Annotated in this window: 18 protein-coding genes; 13 read left to right on the top strand and 5 right to left on the bottom strand. The window is 69.2% G+C overall.

Annotated features, from left to right (window positions below; translation table 11 throughout):
- Positions 1–16 precede the first annotated feature (16 nt).
- Complete coding sequence (locus ACWFRJ_RS44085) at positions 17–907, top strand: MBL fold metallo-hydrolase (RefSeq protein ID WP_453544655.1); 891 nt, start codon at positions 17–19, stop codon at positions 905–907.
- Positions 908–911: 4 nt separating this feature from the next.
- Here the strand turns inward: ACWFRJ_RS44085 and ACWFRJ_RS44080 are convergent, their stop codons facing one another.
- Positions 912–1,832: an AEC family transporter gene (locus tag ACWFRJ_RS44080; RefSeq protein ID WP_453544653.1), complete on the bottom strand. Its 921-nt coding sequence runs from the start codon at positions 1,830–1,832 to the stop codon at positions 912–914.
- On the opposite strand from ACWFRJ_RS44080, the gene ACWFRJ_RS44075 reads away from it, so the two are divergent.
- The 4 genes from ACWFRJ_RS44075 (at position 1,831) to ACWFRJ_RS44060 (ending at position 5,853) form a co-directional block, all read left to right on the top strand.
- On the top strand, positions 1,831–2,877 hold the full coding sequence (locus tag ACWFRJ_RS44075) for a mycofactocin-coupled SDR family oxidoreductase (protein WP_453544651.1): 1,047 nt from the start codon (positions 1,831–1,833) through the stop codon (positions 2,875–2,877). The genes ACWFRJ_RS44080 and ACWFRJ_RS44075 overlap by 2 nt on opposite strands.
- 65 nt (positions 2,878–2,942) lie before the next feature.
- Positions 2,943–4,589, top strand: coding sequence for an amidohydrolase (locus tag ACWFRJ_RS44070; RefSeq protein WP_453544649.1), 1,647 nt, complete (start codon positions 2,943–2,945; stop codon positions 4,587–4,589).
- Between the two features lie 140 nt (positions 4,590–4,729).
- Positions 4,730–5,596 carry an STAS domain-containing protein gene (locus ACWFRJ_RS44065; protein ID WP_453544647.1) on the top strand — a complete coding sequence of 289 codons (867 nt, stop codon included), beginning with the start codon at positions 4,730–4,732 and terminating at the stop codon, positions 5,594–5,596.
- A 98-nt stretch (positions 5,597–5,694) separates the two neighbouring features.
- Positions 5,695–5,853: a hypothetical protein gene (locus ACWFRJ_RS44060; protein WP_453544645.1), complete on the top strand. Its 159-nt coding sequence runs from the start codon at positions 5,695–5,697 to the stop codon at positions 5,851–5,853.
- A gap of 14 nt (positions 5,854–5,867) precedes the next feature.
- Here the strand turns inward: ACWFRJ_RS44060 and ACWFRJ_RS44055 are convergent, their stop codons facing one another.
- On the bottom strand, positions 5,868–7,673 hold the full coding sequence (locus ACWFRJ_RS44055) for an alpha/beta fold hydrolase (RefSeq protein ID WP_453544643.1): 1,806 nt from the start codon (positions 7,671–7,673) through the stop codon (positions 5,868–5,870).
- A 162-nt stretch (positions 7,674–7,835) separates the two neighbouring features.
- A complete protein-coding gene (locus ACWFRJ_RS44050) occupies positions 7,836–8,894 on the bottom strand; it encodes a VWA domain-containing protein (protein ID WP_453544641.1) in 1,059 nt (352 codons plus the stop codon).
- 239 nt (positions 8,895–9,133) lie between these two features.
- On the opposite strand from ACWFRJ_RS44050, the gene ACWFRJ_RS44045 reads away from it, so the two are divergent.
- Both ACWFRJ_RS44045 and ACWFRJ_RS44040 read left to right on the top strand, forming a co-directional pair.
- Positions 9,134–9,736 carry a hypothetical protein gene (locus tag ACWFRJ_RS44045; RefSeq protein ID WP_453544639.1) on the top strand — a complete coding sequence of 201 codons (603 nt, stop codon included), beginning with the start codon at positions 9,134–9,136 and terminating at the stop codon, positions 9,734–9,736.
- 34 nt (positions 9,737–9,770) lie between these two features.
- Entirely contained in the window at positions 9,771–10,229 is a 459-nt protein-coding gene (locus ACWFRJ_RS44040) for an SRPBCC family protein (protein WP_453544637.1), read from the top strand.
- Between the two features lie 32 nt (positions 10,230–10,261).
- Here ACWFRJ_RS44040 and ACWFRJ_RS44035 read toward each other — a convergent pair whose 3' ends face one another.
- On the bottom strand, positions 10,262–10,564 hold the full coding sequence (locus ACWFRJ_RS44035) for a hypothetical protein (RefSeq protein ID WP_453544635.1): 303 nt from the start codon (positions 10,562–10,564) through the stop codon (positions 10,262–10,264).
- Positions 10,565–10,703: 139 nt separating this feature from the next.
- Here ACWFRJ_RS44035 and ACWFRJ_RS44030 point away from each other — a divergent pair, with 139 nt between their 5' ends.
- The 6 genes from ACWFRJ_RS44030 (at position 10,704) to ACWFRJ_RS44005 (ending at position 14,888) form a co-directional block, all read left to right on the top strand.
- Positions 10,704–11,054: a hypothetical protein gene (locus ACWFRJ_RS44030; protein ID WP_453544633.1), complete on the top strand. Its 351-nt coding sequence runs from the start codon at positions 10,704–10,706 to the stop codon at positions 11,052–11,054.
- A gap of 286 nt (positions 11,055–11,340) precedes the next feature.
- Positions 11,341–11,748 carry a rodlin gene (locus ACWFRJ_RS44025; protein ID WP_453544631.1) on the top strand — a complete coding sequence of 136 codons (408 nt, stop codon included), beginning with the start codon at positions 11,341–11,343 and terminating at the stop codon, positions 11,746–11,748.
- A gap of 159 nt (positions 11,749–11,907) precedes the next feature.
- Positions 11,908–12,333, top strand: a complete 426-nt coding sequence (locus ACWFRJ_RS44020; protein WP_453544629.1) for a DUF6299 family protein — start codon at positions 11,908–11,910, stop codon at positions 12,331–12,333.
- A gap of 182 nt (positions 12,334–12,515) precedes the next feature.
- Complete coding sequence (locus tag ACWFRJ_RS44015) at positions 12,516–12,779, top strand: BatC protein (protein WP_453544627.1); 264 nt, start codon at positions 12,516–12,518, stop codon at positions 12,777–12,779.
- The gene (locus tag ACWFRJ_RS44010; protein WP_453544625.1) at positions 12,776–13,981 is read left to right on the top strand and encodes a cupin domain-containing protein; all 1,206 of its coding nucleotides are present in this window, start codon (positions 12,776–12,778) and stop codon (positions 13,979–13,981) included. Before ACWFRJ_RS44015 ends, ACWFRJ_RS44010 begins: the two co-directional genes overlap by 4 nt.
- A 10-nt stretch (positions 13,982–13,991) precedes the next feature.
- Entirely contained in the window at positions 13,992–14,888 is an 897-nt protein-coding gene (locus tag ACWFRJ_RS44005; RefSeq protein WP_453544718.1) for a sucrase ferredoxin, read from the top strand.
- Here ACWFRJ_RS44005 and ACWFRJ_RS44000 read toward each other — a convergent pair.
- The coding region (locus ACWFRJ_RS44000) for an acyl-CoA-like ligand-binding transcription factor (protein WP_453544623.1) at positions 14,858–15,208 on the bottom strand (351 nt) is incomplete at its 5' end. The genes ACWFRJ_RS44005 and ACWFRJ_RS44000 overlap by 31 nt on opposite strands.

The following is a 15,208-nucleotide window of genomic DNA, read 5'->3' as shown; positions in this document are numbered from 1 at the left end:
TTGGGAAGGATCAACCATGTCCACTTCCGCACTCCCCGCCTGGACCGTCGGCGACCACGTCGTCCGGCGTATCGACGAAATAGCCCTGCCCGCCCAAACCGGCCCCTGGCTCCTGCCCGGAGCGACAGCCGACATCGTGAACCGAACGCCCTGGCTGCGCCCCGACTTCGCCGACGACCACGGCGTCATCCGCCTGGCGAGCCACAGCTTCGCCGTCGAGGCCGACGGCATGCGCGTCCTGGTCGACACCGGCATCGGCAACGGAAAGCAGCGCGCCAATCCCGCGTGGCACGACCTGAACAGCGACTACGTGACGCGCCTTCGGTCGGCGGGATTCGCGCCGGAGAGCGTGGACCTCGTCGTCATGACCCACCTCCACACCGATCACGTGGGGTGGAACACCCGCGCTGAGGGCGACGACTGGGTGCCCACCTTCCCCAACGCGCGCTACCTCACCGCACGCACCGAATGGGACTACTGGGCCGGTGTCGACATGGAGGAAGCGCGTCGGCAGATGTTCCGTGACTCGGTCCACCCCGTCCGCGACGCGGGCCTGCTTGATCTGGTCGACGTCGCGGACGACGGCACGGACATCGCGCCGGGCATCCGCCTGCTGCCCACCCCCGGCCACACCCCGGGTCAGGTGGCGGTCGAGTTGAACAGCGGGGGCGAGCGGGCGCTGGTCACCGGCGACAGCATCCACCACCCGGTCCAGCTGTCGCATACCGCGCTCTGCAGCTGCGTGGACATCGACGCGGAACTCGCCGTCAAGACCCGCGATCGGGTTCTCGACTCGCTCGCCGGCACGTCGACGCTCCTGCTCGGCAGCCACTTTCCGCCGCCGACCGCCGGACACGTACGGCGTGAGGGGAACGCGTACCGACTGGCGCCGGCCGAACCGTCCTGAACAGCTAACCGAGGAGGGCGGCGATGGTGATCAGTACCGGTACGGAGGCGAGTGTGGACAGCAGTATGGATTCGCGGGCGAGTTGTTCGGCCACGCGGTACTGCGAGGCGTACGTGTAGAGGTTCTGGGCGGCAGGCAGGGCCGCGGTCACGACGACGGCGAGCAGTTCCGTGCCGTGCAGGTGGAAGAGTCCCGCGCCGAGCCCCCAGGCGACGAGGGGCTGGGCGACCGTCTTGAGGACGGTGGAGAGCACGATCGCGGGCCGGTTGTTTCCACGGGCGGGCAGTCCGCTGCCCCGCAGGGAGATCCCGAAGGCCAGCAGAACCGCGGGGACGGACATGTTGCCGATGAGGACGAGAGGTTCGAGGGCCGGCTGCGGGATGGTCCAGCCCGTGCAGGCCACGGCGACGCCCGTCAGGGAACCGACCGCCGTCGGGTTGCGGAGTGGTGTGGTCAGGCGCCGCCAGAGGGGCGTCGGCTCGCCGGGCCTGTTCAGGTCGAGGACGGTGAGGGCCAGCGGGGTGACGATGATCTGCTGGAAGAGCAGGATCGGGGCGACGAGCGAGGCATCTCCCAGCACGTACACGGCGATCGGGATACCGAGGTTGCCCGCGTTGACGTAGCTGGAGCACAGGGCGCCGATGGTGATCTGCCCCGTGCCCCAGCCTCGTAGGGCCCCGATGGTGATGAAGACGGCGGCTACGGCGGCGGTGCTTGCCGCAGTCACGAGGAGGCGCTCGGAGAGGATGACCGACAGGTCGGCGCCTGCCAGGGTGGTGAAGAGCAGGGCGGGTGTGGCCACGTTGAAGGCGAGCGAGGTCAGGACCGTCCGGCCGTCTTTGCCCAAGTGCCCGCGGAGCCCGAGGAAGTAGCCGACCGCGATGACGACGGCGATCACCGCGAATCCGGTGAGCACTCCCTGCATGACTTACTCCGAGCTCCGGGCTGAAGATCATATCCCGGCGTCGACGGCCTGGATTTCCGGTCGGTCCGGCCTCTTCGCGGGACGGAGCACGGAGCGGGCCGTCCGCGCGCAGGAGTCGGCGCACGGCAGTCGCTCCGATTCCGCCCTGGCCAAGCCGACCACCGCGCGGTACATCACCAACATGACCCCGCACAACGGCTACCGGCGGACCAAGGAAACTCAGGGACCGAAGGGGCGCCTTGACGGCAAGGTGGCCTTCGTGACCGGTGCGGCGGGAGGGCTCGGGCGCGCCCACGTTCATCGGATGGCGGAGGAGGGCGCCGACTTGGTCGTCGTGGACATATGCCGGTCGGTCGACACCGTGCCCTACCCGCTGTCGACACCGGAGGACCTGTCCGAGGCGGTCGAGGAAGTGCGGGCGCTCGGGCGCCGCGTCGTGGCGCGGCAGGCGGACGTACGCGATCGGGACTCCCTCCAGGAGGCGTACGACGCCGGGCTCGCGGAGTTCGGGCAGATCCACGTCGTCGTCGCCAACGCCGGGATCGCGCCGCTCCTTGTGGAGGACAGGGTGCAGGCGTGGCACGACGCCATCGATATCAACCTCAGCGGTACCTTCCACACCATCGAGGTGGCCATCCCGTCGATGGTCGCCGCCGAGCAGGGCGGCTCGATCGTGATCGTCAGCTCCACCGCCGGCCTTGTCGGTATCGGCGGGGGCAGCAACGGCGGCCTCGGCTACGCCGCCTCCAAACACGGTGTGGTCGGGCTGATGCGTACGTACGCCAACAACCTCGCCCCGCACAGCATCAGGGTGAACTCGGTGCACCCCACCGGCGTGGCCACCCCCATGGTGACCGACCCCGCCATCGCCGAGTTCGTCGCCCAGGACGCGATTCTGTCCGAGACGGCGCCCAACGCCCTTCCGGTGGACACGATCGAAGCGGTCGACGTGTCGAATGCCGTCCTGTGGCTGGCATCGGACGAGGCCCGCTACGTCACCGGTGTCACGCTGCCCGTCGACGCCGGATTCATCAACCGCCGCTGAGTCACCTGGGTCACCTGGGTCACCGAGTTAGAGCCGAGCTGAAGCCGAGCTGGAGGTGGAGCGCCATGACCGATCAGTACGCGGACACGATTCTGGTGGGTGGGCACGTCAGGACATCGTCGGGCTGGGCCGAGGGACTCACCGTACGCGCCGGTGTCATCGAAACGGTCGGCGGCGACAAGGACGTACAGCGACGGCGCGGACCGCACACGCGGGTGGTCGACCTGGCAGGCGACACCGTCCTGCCGGGCCTGCACGACCTGCACGTGCACCCGATCTACGCCGGGATCCGCGAACGCCGCTGCAAAGTCCCGCAGGGTTCGAGCCTGGCCGACACCCTGCGCATCGTGGCCGAGCACGTCTCTCGGGCCTCCCCCGGCACCTGGGTCCTCGGCGGGCAGTGGGACACGTCCGCGCTCGGCACCATCCCGGACCGGACCGTGCTCGACGTTGTCTCCCCCGCCCATCCGGTCATCCTGGAGGACACCAGCGGACACAGTTCATGGGCGAACAGCGCGGCACTCAGGGCCGCCGGAATCGGACCCGGCACACCTGACCCGCCGGGCGGCATCTTCGAGCGGGACGCCGCGGGCAATCCGAGCGGCATACAGCGCGAGACCGCCGCCGATCTGCTCGCCGCCTCGGCCCCCAAACCGGCCGACGAGGAAGTGGAGGCGGCTCTGGAGTGGTCGCTCAAGGAGATGCTCTCCTACGGGATCACGTCGTTCACCGAAGCCGCGGTCGGGTTCACCGCCGGGCCGGGAGCCGAACTGCGTGCCTACACCCGTCTCGCCGCGCGCGGAGCCGTCGGGCAGCGGGTGCGTCTCAGTCTGGTGTGGACCCCCGACGACCCCCTGTGTGAAGACGTGATCGCTGCGCGGAACTTCTACGCGAGCGCCCATATCGCGCCCGACTGCGTGAAGATCTTCCTCGACGGGGTACCGACCGACAGCCGCACGGCGGCGATGATCGAGCCCTACGCGGACACGGTGGCGGGGCGGGATGCCGAGGCAGGCCGGCACGGGCTGCTGGCGATCGCGCCGGCGGTCCTCGACCAGGCGGTGACCCGATTCGACCGGATGGGCATCACGGTCAAGTTCCACGCGGCCGGCGATGCCGCGGTCAGGGCAGCGCTTGACGCCATCGAGGCCGCCCGCACGGCAAACGGCCACGGCCCCTGCATGCACAACGTAGGACACTGCACGTTCGTGGCGAAGTCCGACATCGAGCGCGCGTCGCAGATCGGCGCGACGTTCGAAGTCTCTCCCTACTTGTGGCAGCCCTCCCCCATCTGCTCGGACATCGCCGCCGCCGTCGGTCCATCAGCAATCGAACGCGTCTGGCCGGTGCGCGAGATGCTCGAGGCCCGCGCACTGGTCGTGGCGGGGTCCGACTGGTGCGTCGTGCCGTCGGTGAACCCGTGGTCCGCCATCGAAACGCTCGTCACCCGGCAGGCGCCGGGGGGCAGCGCCGACTCCTTCGGCGCGTCCCAGGCCATCACGCTGGAACAGGCCTTCGACCTGTTCACGGTCAACTCCGCACGCCAGGAAGGCATGGCGAACCGCCTGGGCCGCATCGAGCCGGGCATGCTCGCCGACGTCATCGTCGTCGGCCAGAACCCCTTCGAAGTGAAGATCACTCAAGTGCACACCACCGAAGTCAAGATGACGTTCATTGAAGGTGAACTGGTCTTCGATCGCGCACGTGTGTGACAGGTCCGTGGTCGTTGGGGACAGCGACACGACTGGAAACAGCTACGAAGATGTGCGTTCCTGGCCGAATCGATGCCATGACGGACCGGCCTGGTGAAGTGCCCCAGGTCCGGGCGGCGTCGTCTCTAACGTGGGCGGACATGGGCACGGGCACGGGTGGCGGATTGCGGGCCGGCGTCGGGATCGGCGTTGGGGGTGGTGTTGGCGTCCAGTGGGATCAGCCGTCTCGGACTGTCCGGGTCGGCGTCGCCAGAGCGGACGACCAGGTCACCATCCACGTGGCCGGTGAACTGGATGTCGACTCCGTGCCGGTCCTGGCCCGCGAGTTGCACCGCGCCATCGAGCGACCCACCGCCCGCATCCTGCTGGACCTGAGCCGGGTGACGTTCTGCGGGACGGCCGGTGTGTCCCTGCTCCTGGACGCCCACACGCGGGCCGCCGCCGCGGGCAGCAGCCTGGTGGTGGAGCGGGCCCATAGCGCGGTACTGCGCCCACTGCGAGTGTGCGGGGACGTGGCGGGCCTGCGGATGGTCCAGGAACTGGCGACGGCACCGCTGTCGGCGAACGAGCGGCGCCTGCGGCTGTCCGTGCTCTCGGCTGCGCTGTCGGCGGCGTTCGAGATCACCGGGGCGCCGATGGGCAATGCCCAGCTGTACGAGCCCGAGGGCGGCGTACTGCGGATCGTGGCCCAACAGGGCTTCCACCAACCGTTCTTGAGCTACTTCGAGACCGTGGCCGACCAGGAGACCGCATGCGGTCTGGCAGCGCAGGAGCGCACACCGGTCCTCGTCGAGGAAGTGGCCTCCTGCCCGTTCTTCATCGGCACCCCGGCGCTGGATGTACTGGAGGAGGCCGGGGTGGGCGCGTGCGCCTCAGTACCGGTCCTCTCCGGGGACGGCGCACTGATCGGCGTGGTGTCCACGCACCACCAGCAGGCAAAGCGGTGGACGGACGAGCAGCGCCACGCCCTGGGAAGACTCGCCCGCGCCGCCCACCCTCTCTGCTGACAGCAGCCTGTGCGAGCATCGCACCCGAACGGGGGCTCAAGCCCGCTCCCGGATGCGAGCTGTACGTCGTCAACACCGCACCCGGCGAGGACGACGTGGTGTGGGTCACCGAGATCTGGAGCAGCGAGGCGTACCACACGGCCTCGCTGTTCGCGAGCGGTGCCAAGGAACTGATCGGCCAAACCCTGCCACTCCTTGCAGGGCCGCCCGAGCGGATCGAGGTCACCCCCGTCGGCGGAGCCGGCCTGCGTGGATGAACTGCCCCGGCGGCCTAAGAGCCGCTCGGCTGACTGATGGCCCGGGCGACTTCTTCCGCGTGCGTCAGCTGGGGATGGTGGCCCGCGTCGGCAAGCACCGTCACGGTGGCGTGCGGCAGGGTGTCAAGGAGGGCCCGCCCCTCGGCGGTGAGCGGATCGTCGGAGCCCACGACGACATGGACACGCCCTGGGTAGCGCCGCAGCTTGGCCCTGAGGTCAGCGCGTCGCCGTGGGTTCGCGGCGAGGGCGAGGAGCCGGGCGACGGTGGCCGCGACGGAGCCACGGCGAAGGTCCGCGACAGCCGGTCGGAGCGCGGCCGCGTGGCCCGTGGTGCCGGTCAGTCGTTCGGCGAGCGCTTCGGGCGTCGTCCGGCTCAGGTACTGGCGTGTCAGGGGCGTCCACTTGAGCATGCGCGCCGGGGACTGCTGCAGGAAGAACGGTGCTACGAGGGTGAGTTGGTCGACCACGCCGGGATGGGAGATTGCGGCCTCGACGGCGGCCGCGGCGCCGATGGAGTGGCCCACCAGATGACGGGCACCGGTCTCCGTCACCAGTGCGCTCAGCCAGTCCGGCCAGTCCTCGTGGCGTCCCGTACTCATCCCCAGGCCCGGCAGGTCGACGGCGCGGGCGTGTCCGAGCGCCGCGACGGCCGGTGCCCAGGTGTCGGCGTTGACCGGAAGACCGGGCAGCACCACCGTGGGGGCGCTCGCGTCACCGAGCTCGAACGTGCGTATTCCGCCCGGTGCGGTGAACCGCCTGTCACCTGCGGGGACGTCGCCGAAGCGGTGAGCCGCCAGATGGTCGGCCCAGCGGCGGATCGTCGTGACGGTGTCCGGCACGGTCAGCCCGTGCCGGGCGGCGAAGGCATGGGCGGGATCGGTCGGGTAGCGGTCGGTCGACAGGAACGTCAGGGTCTCCGGATCGGCCTTGGTGAGGCGGCGGGGCAGCCGCTTGAGCAGGGGCACCGGGATACGTGTCCGGGGCGCCTTGACGCCGTAGTGCTCCGCGATGAGCGTGAGCAGGTTGGGCAGTGCGGGCGTGTCGTCGGCCAGCGGCCAGTACGCGGTCTGTCGGGTGGCCTCGTCCATCGGGAGCAGGGTCATGAACCGGGCGAGGTGGTCGGCGGCGACCACGGGGACAAAGGTCCGGCCGTTTCCCGGCAGCGCCGCGAGTGAGCCCTGCCAGAGGTCTTTCAGGTTGGCGGCAAGTCCCAGGTACTGGTCGGACTCCCCGGTGACACTGTCTCCGATCACGCTGGGCGGGTTCACGATGGTCCAGGGAACGCCCGCCTGTGCCGCCTCGACCTGGAACACGACGTCCGCCTCGACCCGGGATGCCTCGTAGGCACCCAACTCCCGGTACTTCGAACGTCGTTGCTCGTCGCTCCACAAGACGGAGGCCTGACCGCCCACGCGGTAACCGGAGACCTGGACCAAGCGCCGCAGGCTCGGTTGCCGCGCCGCGAACGCGACGACCGCGCGGACACTGTCGACGTTGGCGCGACGGGCCTCGTCCACCGCCATCCCGAACCGGTACGCCCCGGCGCAGTTGTAGATCTCGGTGATGTCGTCGAACTCGCCCTGGATCAGCGGCGCCTTGGTGAAATCGACCCTGAGGTCGGCCGGGGCCTGGTCGTGCCCGTGCCGGGCCAGCCACCGGACCAACCGCCGGTAGGACTCCTCACTCCGACCGGCCGCGCTCACCCGGACGCCGGTCCGGCCGAGCGCGAGTACGACATGGCGTCCGATGAATCCGCTCGCGCCAAGGACCAGTGCGTGTCTGGCCCCCTCGGCTTCCTTGGCTCCCTCAGTTTCCTTCACGAGTGAAGACTAGACCGGTCTATATATTTTGCAAGACGCCAAGACGCCAAGACGCCAACGGGTCAGGTCCAGGTCGTGGTCAGATGTAGCGCGCGAACGGGGCCGGTTCGACCGGACAGCGGGACTCGGTCGAGGGGCAGGAGGGAGGAGGGGTCGGGCGTCTCAGAGCATGATGAGCAGACGCGTCTTCGGCTTGAGCTTCCTGTTCACCGAGCGGCTCTGCACATAGACCTCCAACTTGGGATTGTTGCCCGCCTTCACCGAGACGGTTCCCTGAATACCCGAACCGAACAGAAGGCTGCGCGCCGCGTCTCCCGTATAGGCGCGATCGGTGTCCTTCTCGACGACGATGACTTCCTTGTTCGGCTGGACCTGAGCGCGGGCGCCCAATTGGTAGTAGCAAGCACCGCGTTCGTACGCCACACCCGGATGTGAATCGACGAAGGGGCGGATCTCGATCTCCTTGTCGACCTTGAGGAGCCGGTACATGTCGGCCGGAATCGGTTCGAGATTCGCCCGCACTTCGTCAATCGATATGTCCTGACCGACGGCGAACAGATTCTTCGTTCCGCGCACACCCTGCTCGCGGGCCCGGAGGAAGCTGGTGGCGGCCGCACGTACGGTACCTATCGCCTCCTCGACGCCCTCCTGGGAATCCGCGTCCCAGATGGCTATGTTTCCGGCCGGGAAGCCGTAGTTCTGGGCGGTCCGCTTGGCCAGGGAATTCGGAACGAGGATCGCCGAGGTCCAGTGGCCAGGGAGCCCGCCCATCTTCGCCGCGATCTTGTCCAGCCAGGGTCCGAGGATGGTCATGTCGCCGTCGTGCCGCCTGTTGCCGCCGGAGGCGTTCTCCTCGCCGTCCGTCACCACTATCTGGAGGAAGCTGTGCTCGCCGTATTCCTCCCATATGTGTTCCAGGTCGGCCAGGGACTTCAGCGAAGCCTCAATGAGCGCCGTAGCACCATTGTTGACCTGGTACAGACCCCGCATGGACGGCAGGTGTTTCACGTCCATGTCCCACACCAGGTTCTCCACCCGGTGGTCGAAGGAGTAAAGGCTGATTCGGGTCTCGTGGCCGAGGCTGTCCGATTCAGCTTTCAGCCCCGCCACGAACTCGTCCACGACGCGGATGAGCTGATTCTGGTGCGGACGCATGGAACCCGAACAGTCCACTACCAGCGCCACGTGATTCACCTTGTGCTGGATCATGTTGGCGGACATGTTTCTGCTCCTTCTTCGAGGGCTTCCCGACTGATTTCACTCTATGGGTAGGCACTGACAACGGCCTTTGACGCACGATCACCTGCCGTCGTCCGGCGCCGCGTTCGGCACCCCGGAAGACGACCGGAGCCGACCGGGAGCCCCGCCAACCGGGCCAGGCTTCCGCGCCGGTCCGGTATGGCTTCGGGCCGACGGCACGACGCGCCTGGATACTGACGGCCGGACCAGGCGGGAGCACCATGGACGATCACAGCAGTCGAGGCGCCAGAAGGTCGGCGGCGTCCACAGGGCCGGCGGGCCCTGACTCTTCCGCCCAGCCGGGGGTCATCGGCATCGCGCTCGCCGCCGTGCTGACGGCCATGCTCGCGCAGGGTTCCTGGCAGTGGTTCGCCACGTACGTCGGGGCGACGCTCCTCGCGGTGATCTTCTCCTTCTACCGCCTGCCGATGTGGACGCCCGGCCTCCGATCCTCGTACGCACGGAACCTGACGGCGTATTCGCTGGTGGTCGGCCTGTGTGTGGCGATCACTCTGGCCCCCATGCTGCAGCGCTGGGCATGGCTGTTTCCGATGCCGGGCACTCGCGACAGCTGCGATGCGCTGGGCACGTACGAGAGCATCCGGACGGAGGCGGCTCTCGCGAACCTGACCGGCCGCGACGGAGCCGCCCTGGCTCAGGCACAGGATGTCCGGAGCCATGAGGCGATCGCCGACTGCTTGTCGGCCACGACGACCCTGTGGCTGCCCGTCTACGCGGCCGGAGCGGCCGTGGTGGTCGGCCTGGGTGCATGGTCCATCGATCGGGTTCGTGCAAGGAGCCGGGCGGGAGTGACAGGCCGTTGATCCTCGCGCCGAGTGCTCGTGCGAGCATCCCGGCATGAAGCGCTTCGAGACCGTCACGCACATCGCCGCGTCTCCGGCGACCGTATTCGACCTGTCGTTGGACGTGGACCTGCACACCGCGTCCATGGCCGACTCCGGGGAGCGGATCGTCGGCGGAGTCCGCGCCGGACGTATGACGCTCGGCGACACGGTGACCTGGCAGGCCCGGCACTTCGGTGTGCGGTGGCGGATGACCTCACGCATCAGCGCGTACGAGCGGCCCGAAGGATTCGTGGACGAGCAGGTGGCCGGGCCGTTCAAGCGGTGGCACCACACGCACCACTTCGCACCGGACGGGCGCGGGGGCACGGTGATGCGCGACGTGATCGAATTCGCGGCGCCGTTCGGCCTGCTGGGAGCGGGTGTGGAGGCGGTGGCGCTCGGCCGGTACATGCACAGGCTCATCGATGCGCGCAATGTGTACGTGAAGGAGCGCGCGGAGGCGTCCACGTAGGGCGAACCGGTCCGCTTCAGGAGAGAGCACCCTCATTGTTCCAGTCGGTGCAGGCAGTCGTTCCAGCGTCGGCGCCGTTCGGTCAGGGTCTGTTCCCACCAGGCTGTGCCGCGCTCCCCCAGTCCTGTCTTCGCGAGCTGCACGCGGGCTCGGGCCGCTTTCCGTGCGTCTTCGTCGTCGCCCGCGGCGGCCACGGCCCGACGGGCTGACATCAGGTGGTGGGTCAGGCGCTCTTCCACTCCGTGGGGCAGGCGGGGGTCGGTGGCCCGCCAGCGTCGCCCCTTGATGATGACGAAATGGCCGTCTTCGGTGCACTGCACGTCCTCTGTCGCCACGAAGCCATCATGACCCGCCGCCGGCGAGGATGCGCCCCCTGCGGTTCCCGCGCGTGTGACAGGTACACATAAGATCGTCCCGCGCCCTCGGGCTTGAACACAGGTACAAGCATGGGCACATCAGAACTGGAGCACCCTTTTGAAGAAGCGTCTCATCGTTCCTGCGGTCGTCACGGCTCTGTCGCTGGCCGGATTCATACCGGCGGCCTCCGCCACGACGACCGCACAGAGCGGCACCGCGGCCACCACGACCGCCGCGAAGTGCAAGAGCCTCAAGTCGCTCAGCACCCTCAACATCCGCAAGTCGGCCACCACCAAGGCCACCATCCTCGGCACGTGGCCCAAGGGTGCCAAGGGCTGCGACATCTCGGGCACCACCGGCGGCTCGTACAAGAACGTGTGTGGAATCGACAAGTACAACGGCTGGCGCAAGGCCAACTACCGCGGCACCGTGGGTTACGTTCCCAACGTCTGCGTCGTCTACTCGTAGTCGACACATCGCGGGATTCGCTGTCCCGTACGTCCGCTGACGACGCTGTGCGCCGTCACCCCGGGCACACGCCGCACTGGTCAGAAGTCATCGGCCAGTGCGGCGACGCGTTTCACGCAGCCCGGCGAGCGCCGAGGCCGGCTCGCCCTACTGTGCTCATACGCTTTCCTGCCCTGCCGTCAGCCCCGCTCCGCCGACACTCTGCCAATGGGCGAATATGTCCGGCCTCAAGGCCTTGGCGCTGTATTGATTCATGTCCTCAACCAAATTTTCGTAGTGGAGTGACATGCGAACCCGTACCTTCCCGCTGGCTCTCAGCCTTGCCGCCCTCTCCCTGGTCGGCAGCGCCGGTGGCGCGGCCGCCATCGGCGACGACGACGGCACCACCAGCGCCAGTGGCAACAACGCCGAGGAGGCCTTCGGCAACAGCGCCACCCACGGCGACCAGAGCCTCCAGGGTGCCGCGATCCAGGGCTCGTTGAACAAGCTCTGCGCCGGTGTGCCCGTCAAGGCGAACGTGGGCTCCCTGGTCGGCATTCTCGTACCGGTCGCCGCGCAGGACATTCCGGTCCTTTCGGCGCCTCAGAACCAGCAGTGCGCCGAGAACTCCACGCAGTCCAAGGGCGACGAGCCGCTGTCGCACCTCGTCAACGACGTTCCGGCGCTCTCCGGAAACGGCACAGCCAACGGATGAACTGACGTGGCGGCGAGACGGCGGTGACCGCGTGCCTCCCGCTCGTCGCTGCCCCGGTTGCCAGGAGGTACTCCCCTCCGGCAACCGGGGTTCGCTGTTCCACCAGGCCCGCTGTTGACGGAACTTCGAGTTCCGTCTCCCCTCACCCCAAGAGGCCCCATGTCATCGCGTAAGGCCACCATGGTCTTCACCGCTTCACTGTTGCTGTGCACCGCACCCGCCGCCGATGCGTTCGCCGACCCGTACGAGACGGTGACCGTCGCCCCCACAGGCCGCATCGCCCCGGACGGCACCGTCACCCTCTCCGGCACCTACCGGTGCACCGGCGGCACTGGCCCCGTCTTCGTGTCCTCCTCCCTGACCCAGGGCAATGGCACCGTCCGGTACGGCATCGGCGGCACCCGTGCGATCTGCGACGGCGAGCAGCACGCCTGGACCAACACGGGACGCCCTTCGCCCGCCGCCCTCAAGCCGGGCGTCAGCCACGTCGAGGCCTCCGTGATGGAACTGGACTCGGGCGGCGGTCTCCCACTGCCCCGCTTCCACGCCGCGAAGCGGCAGGACGTCGTGCTCACCCAGAGCTGACGGTGGCCTCGCCGGCGACTGCCGGCCGCCGACCGTCGACCGTCGACCCGAGAAGCCGACCGGGCGCCCCGTGATCCCTTCAGGTTGCCGACCCCCATCGCGTGAGCGAGCTTGGTGGAAGCAGACAGGGCCCTGTCTTGAGGGTGCGCCCGATCCCAGCCGTTCGATTCTCAGGAGGCATCATGTCCAACCCCGAGCAGGATCCGAACCAGCAGGAAGGCCCGGCGGACGGCGGAGCGGCGGGCACCCCCGGCGTCCATGACGGCGGCGCGGACGGCGGAGCCGAAGGCCCCGCGGACGGCGGAGCGGCAGGCCAGCCCGGCGTACACGACGGCGGCGCGGACGGCGGAGCCGAAGGCCCGGCGGACGGCGGGGCAGCAGGCAAGCCCGGCGTACACGACGGCGGCGCCGACGGCGGAGCCGACGAGTCCGGCAGCGGCGTTTGAGTGCTCCCCCGACCGAGCTTCAGGACGTCGGCGCCACAGCGGGCGTCGGCGTTCTGGAGACACGTCTGACCGGCCTGAGCCGGGAGGAGTTCGCCCGCGACGTCTGGGCGCGCACAGCGCTGCTCACGCGCCGCGCGAGCGACTTCTCCGACCTGTTCTCCGCCGACGCCGTGGACGAACTCGTCTCGCGTCGCGGGTTGCGTACGCCTTTCCTCCGCGTCGCCAAGAACGGCTCCACGCTCCCCGATTCGTCGTTCACCGCGCCCGGCGGTGTCGGCGCCACCATCGCCGACCAGGTCGACGACACCGCTCTGTGGCGCGAGTTCGCCGACGGCGCCACGCTCGTCCTGCAAGCTCTGCAGCGCACGTGGGGGCCTGTCGCGGACTTCAGTGCCCTGCTGAGCACGGAGCTGGGGCATCCGGTGCAGGCCAATGCCTACGTCACTCCGCCGCAGAACCGCGGGTTCGACGGCCACTACGACGTACACGACGTCTTCGTACTGCAGATCGACGGCACAAAGCGCTGGCTCATCCATGAGCCGGTCCATCCCGACCCGCTGCGCGACCAGCCCTGGACCGATCGCCGCGACGCAGTCGCCGATGCCGCGAAGGGCGAGGCCTGCATCGACACCGTTCTCGAGCCCGGTGACGTTCTCTACCTCCCGCGGGGCTGGCTGCATGCCGCGCGGGCGCAGGGCGAGGTCTCGATCCATCTGACGCTCGGGATCCACGGCTGGACGCGCTACGGCCTTGCCGAACAGCTCGTCAAGGCCGCACTCGCGACGTTGCGCGACGATCCCCGGATGCGCGGCACACTGCCCCTGGGCGTGGACGGGCCGGAGGGTGAGATCGACATCGTCCGCGAACACCTCGTCGCCGCCCTCACCAAGGCCGATTCCGCGCCGTTGTTCCACCGCGCCAGGCGAGGCCAGGGGCGCCCCGCGCCGCTGGGGCTGCTGTCCCAGCTCGCGGCCGTCGACAGCCTGGGTCCTCATTCACCGGTGCGGCTCCGTGAGGCGCTTGAAGCGCGGCTTGAGGGCCGGCGCCTGGCCACGCGCGTGGGCTGGCTCGACTTCCCGGAGGCTGACCTGCCGTCGGTCAGCCGTGTGCTCGACGGCGAGGTCCACATGTCCGGTGATCTCGGCGTCGACCTCGTCGAGAGGCTGTTGCGCGCGGGTGTGCTGGTGCCCGCCGGACAGTGACGTGGCCGCGGTGACGGCGGCGGAGCGCTTCTTCTGCGCCGAGGCCGCCCGGACACGCGGCGACTCGCTCGCGGGCACAGCGCCGTACGGCTCTGTCTGGATCCTCATCGAGTACCGGGGCGGCTGGCCGCCCAACGGTTTCGACGGCCTCGCTCTCGATCCTGCGACCAAAGACCTGGTGTTCTCCGCCGCCCAGGCGGTGCGGGCACGGATGCTTCTGATCAGGCGGCACGGACGCCACAGTCCCGAGGGCCCCAGGCGCTGGGCCGTACTGCGCTACGACAGCTCCGGCGCCCACCGCCAGCAATGGGGCACGTGGAGCCGCGACGAGGACTTGGCGCAGATCGTCGATGCCCTCGGCGCCCCCGGAGAGCTCGACCGTCCGCCCGTCGTTCTCGTCTGCGCCCACGGTCAGCACGACACCTGTTGCGCCGTGCGCGGCCGTCCTGTGGGGCGCGCCCTGAGCGAGCGCTGGCCGAACCTGGTGTGGGAATGCACCCACGTGGGCGGCGACAGGTTCGCCGCCAACGTCGTTGTCGCGCCCGACGGTGTCTACTACGGCAATCTCGATGCCGGATCGTCCGTGGCAGCGGTCGAAGGGCACCTGACCGGCCGTATCCACGCGGAGCATCTGCGCGGATACACGGATCTCTTCCCGCCGCAGCAGGCCGCGGTCGCAGCCGTGATCGGGCGCTTCGGCCCGGCCGGCCGGCATGACTACGCGATCGTCGAGACGTCCCGCGAGGACGACCGCTGGCGAATCCGCATCGCCGGCCGCCCGCCTGGTCCGGCGGCTCTCGACGTAGAGGTCCGTTCCCATCGCACACCACCGAGTCAGCTGACCTGCCGCGGGTTGTCGATGAGTTCGGCCGTCCACTACGAGGTCACCTCGATCCGCGTCGACTGAGGCTGCGGGATTTCCGCCGCGTCAGGGGCGACCACGTCACCGACCACGTCGCCGACCGCTCCTCCGGTGGCGTCGCGCACGGCCCGCGCCACGCGTCGGATCACGTCGCCTTCGAAGTCCTCGGGAATGTCACCGCACAGCGCGGCGGCGCCGATGTGCTCGCTGAGTACGCGGACGGCGGCGGAGGCCGCTGCCGCGTGCAGGCGCACCTGGAGGTCGTCGGCCGGGAGACCGAGCCGCTTCGCGATAATCCCGGCCATCTCGCGCTCCACCTGGTCGCAGGCCATCAACCAGGCCGTACGCAGGGGCGGTTCGGTGTC

The organism is Streptomyces sp. NPDC055239, from assembly GCF_053606205.1.
This window is presented reverse-complemented; position numbering and strand designations above follow the sequence as displayed.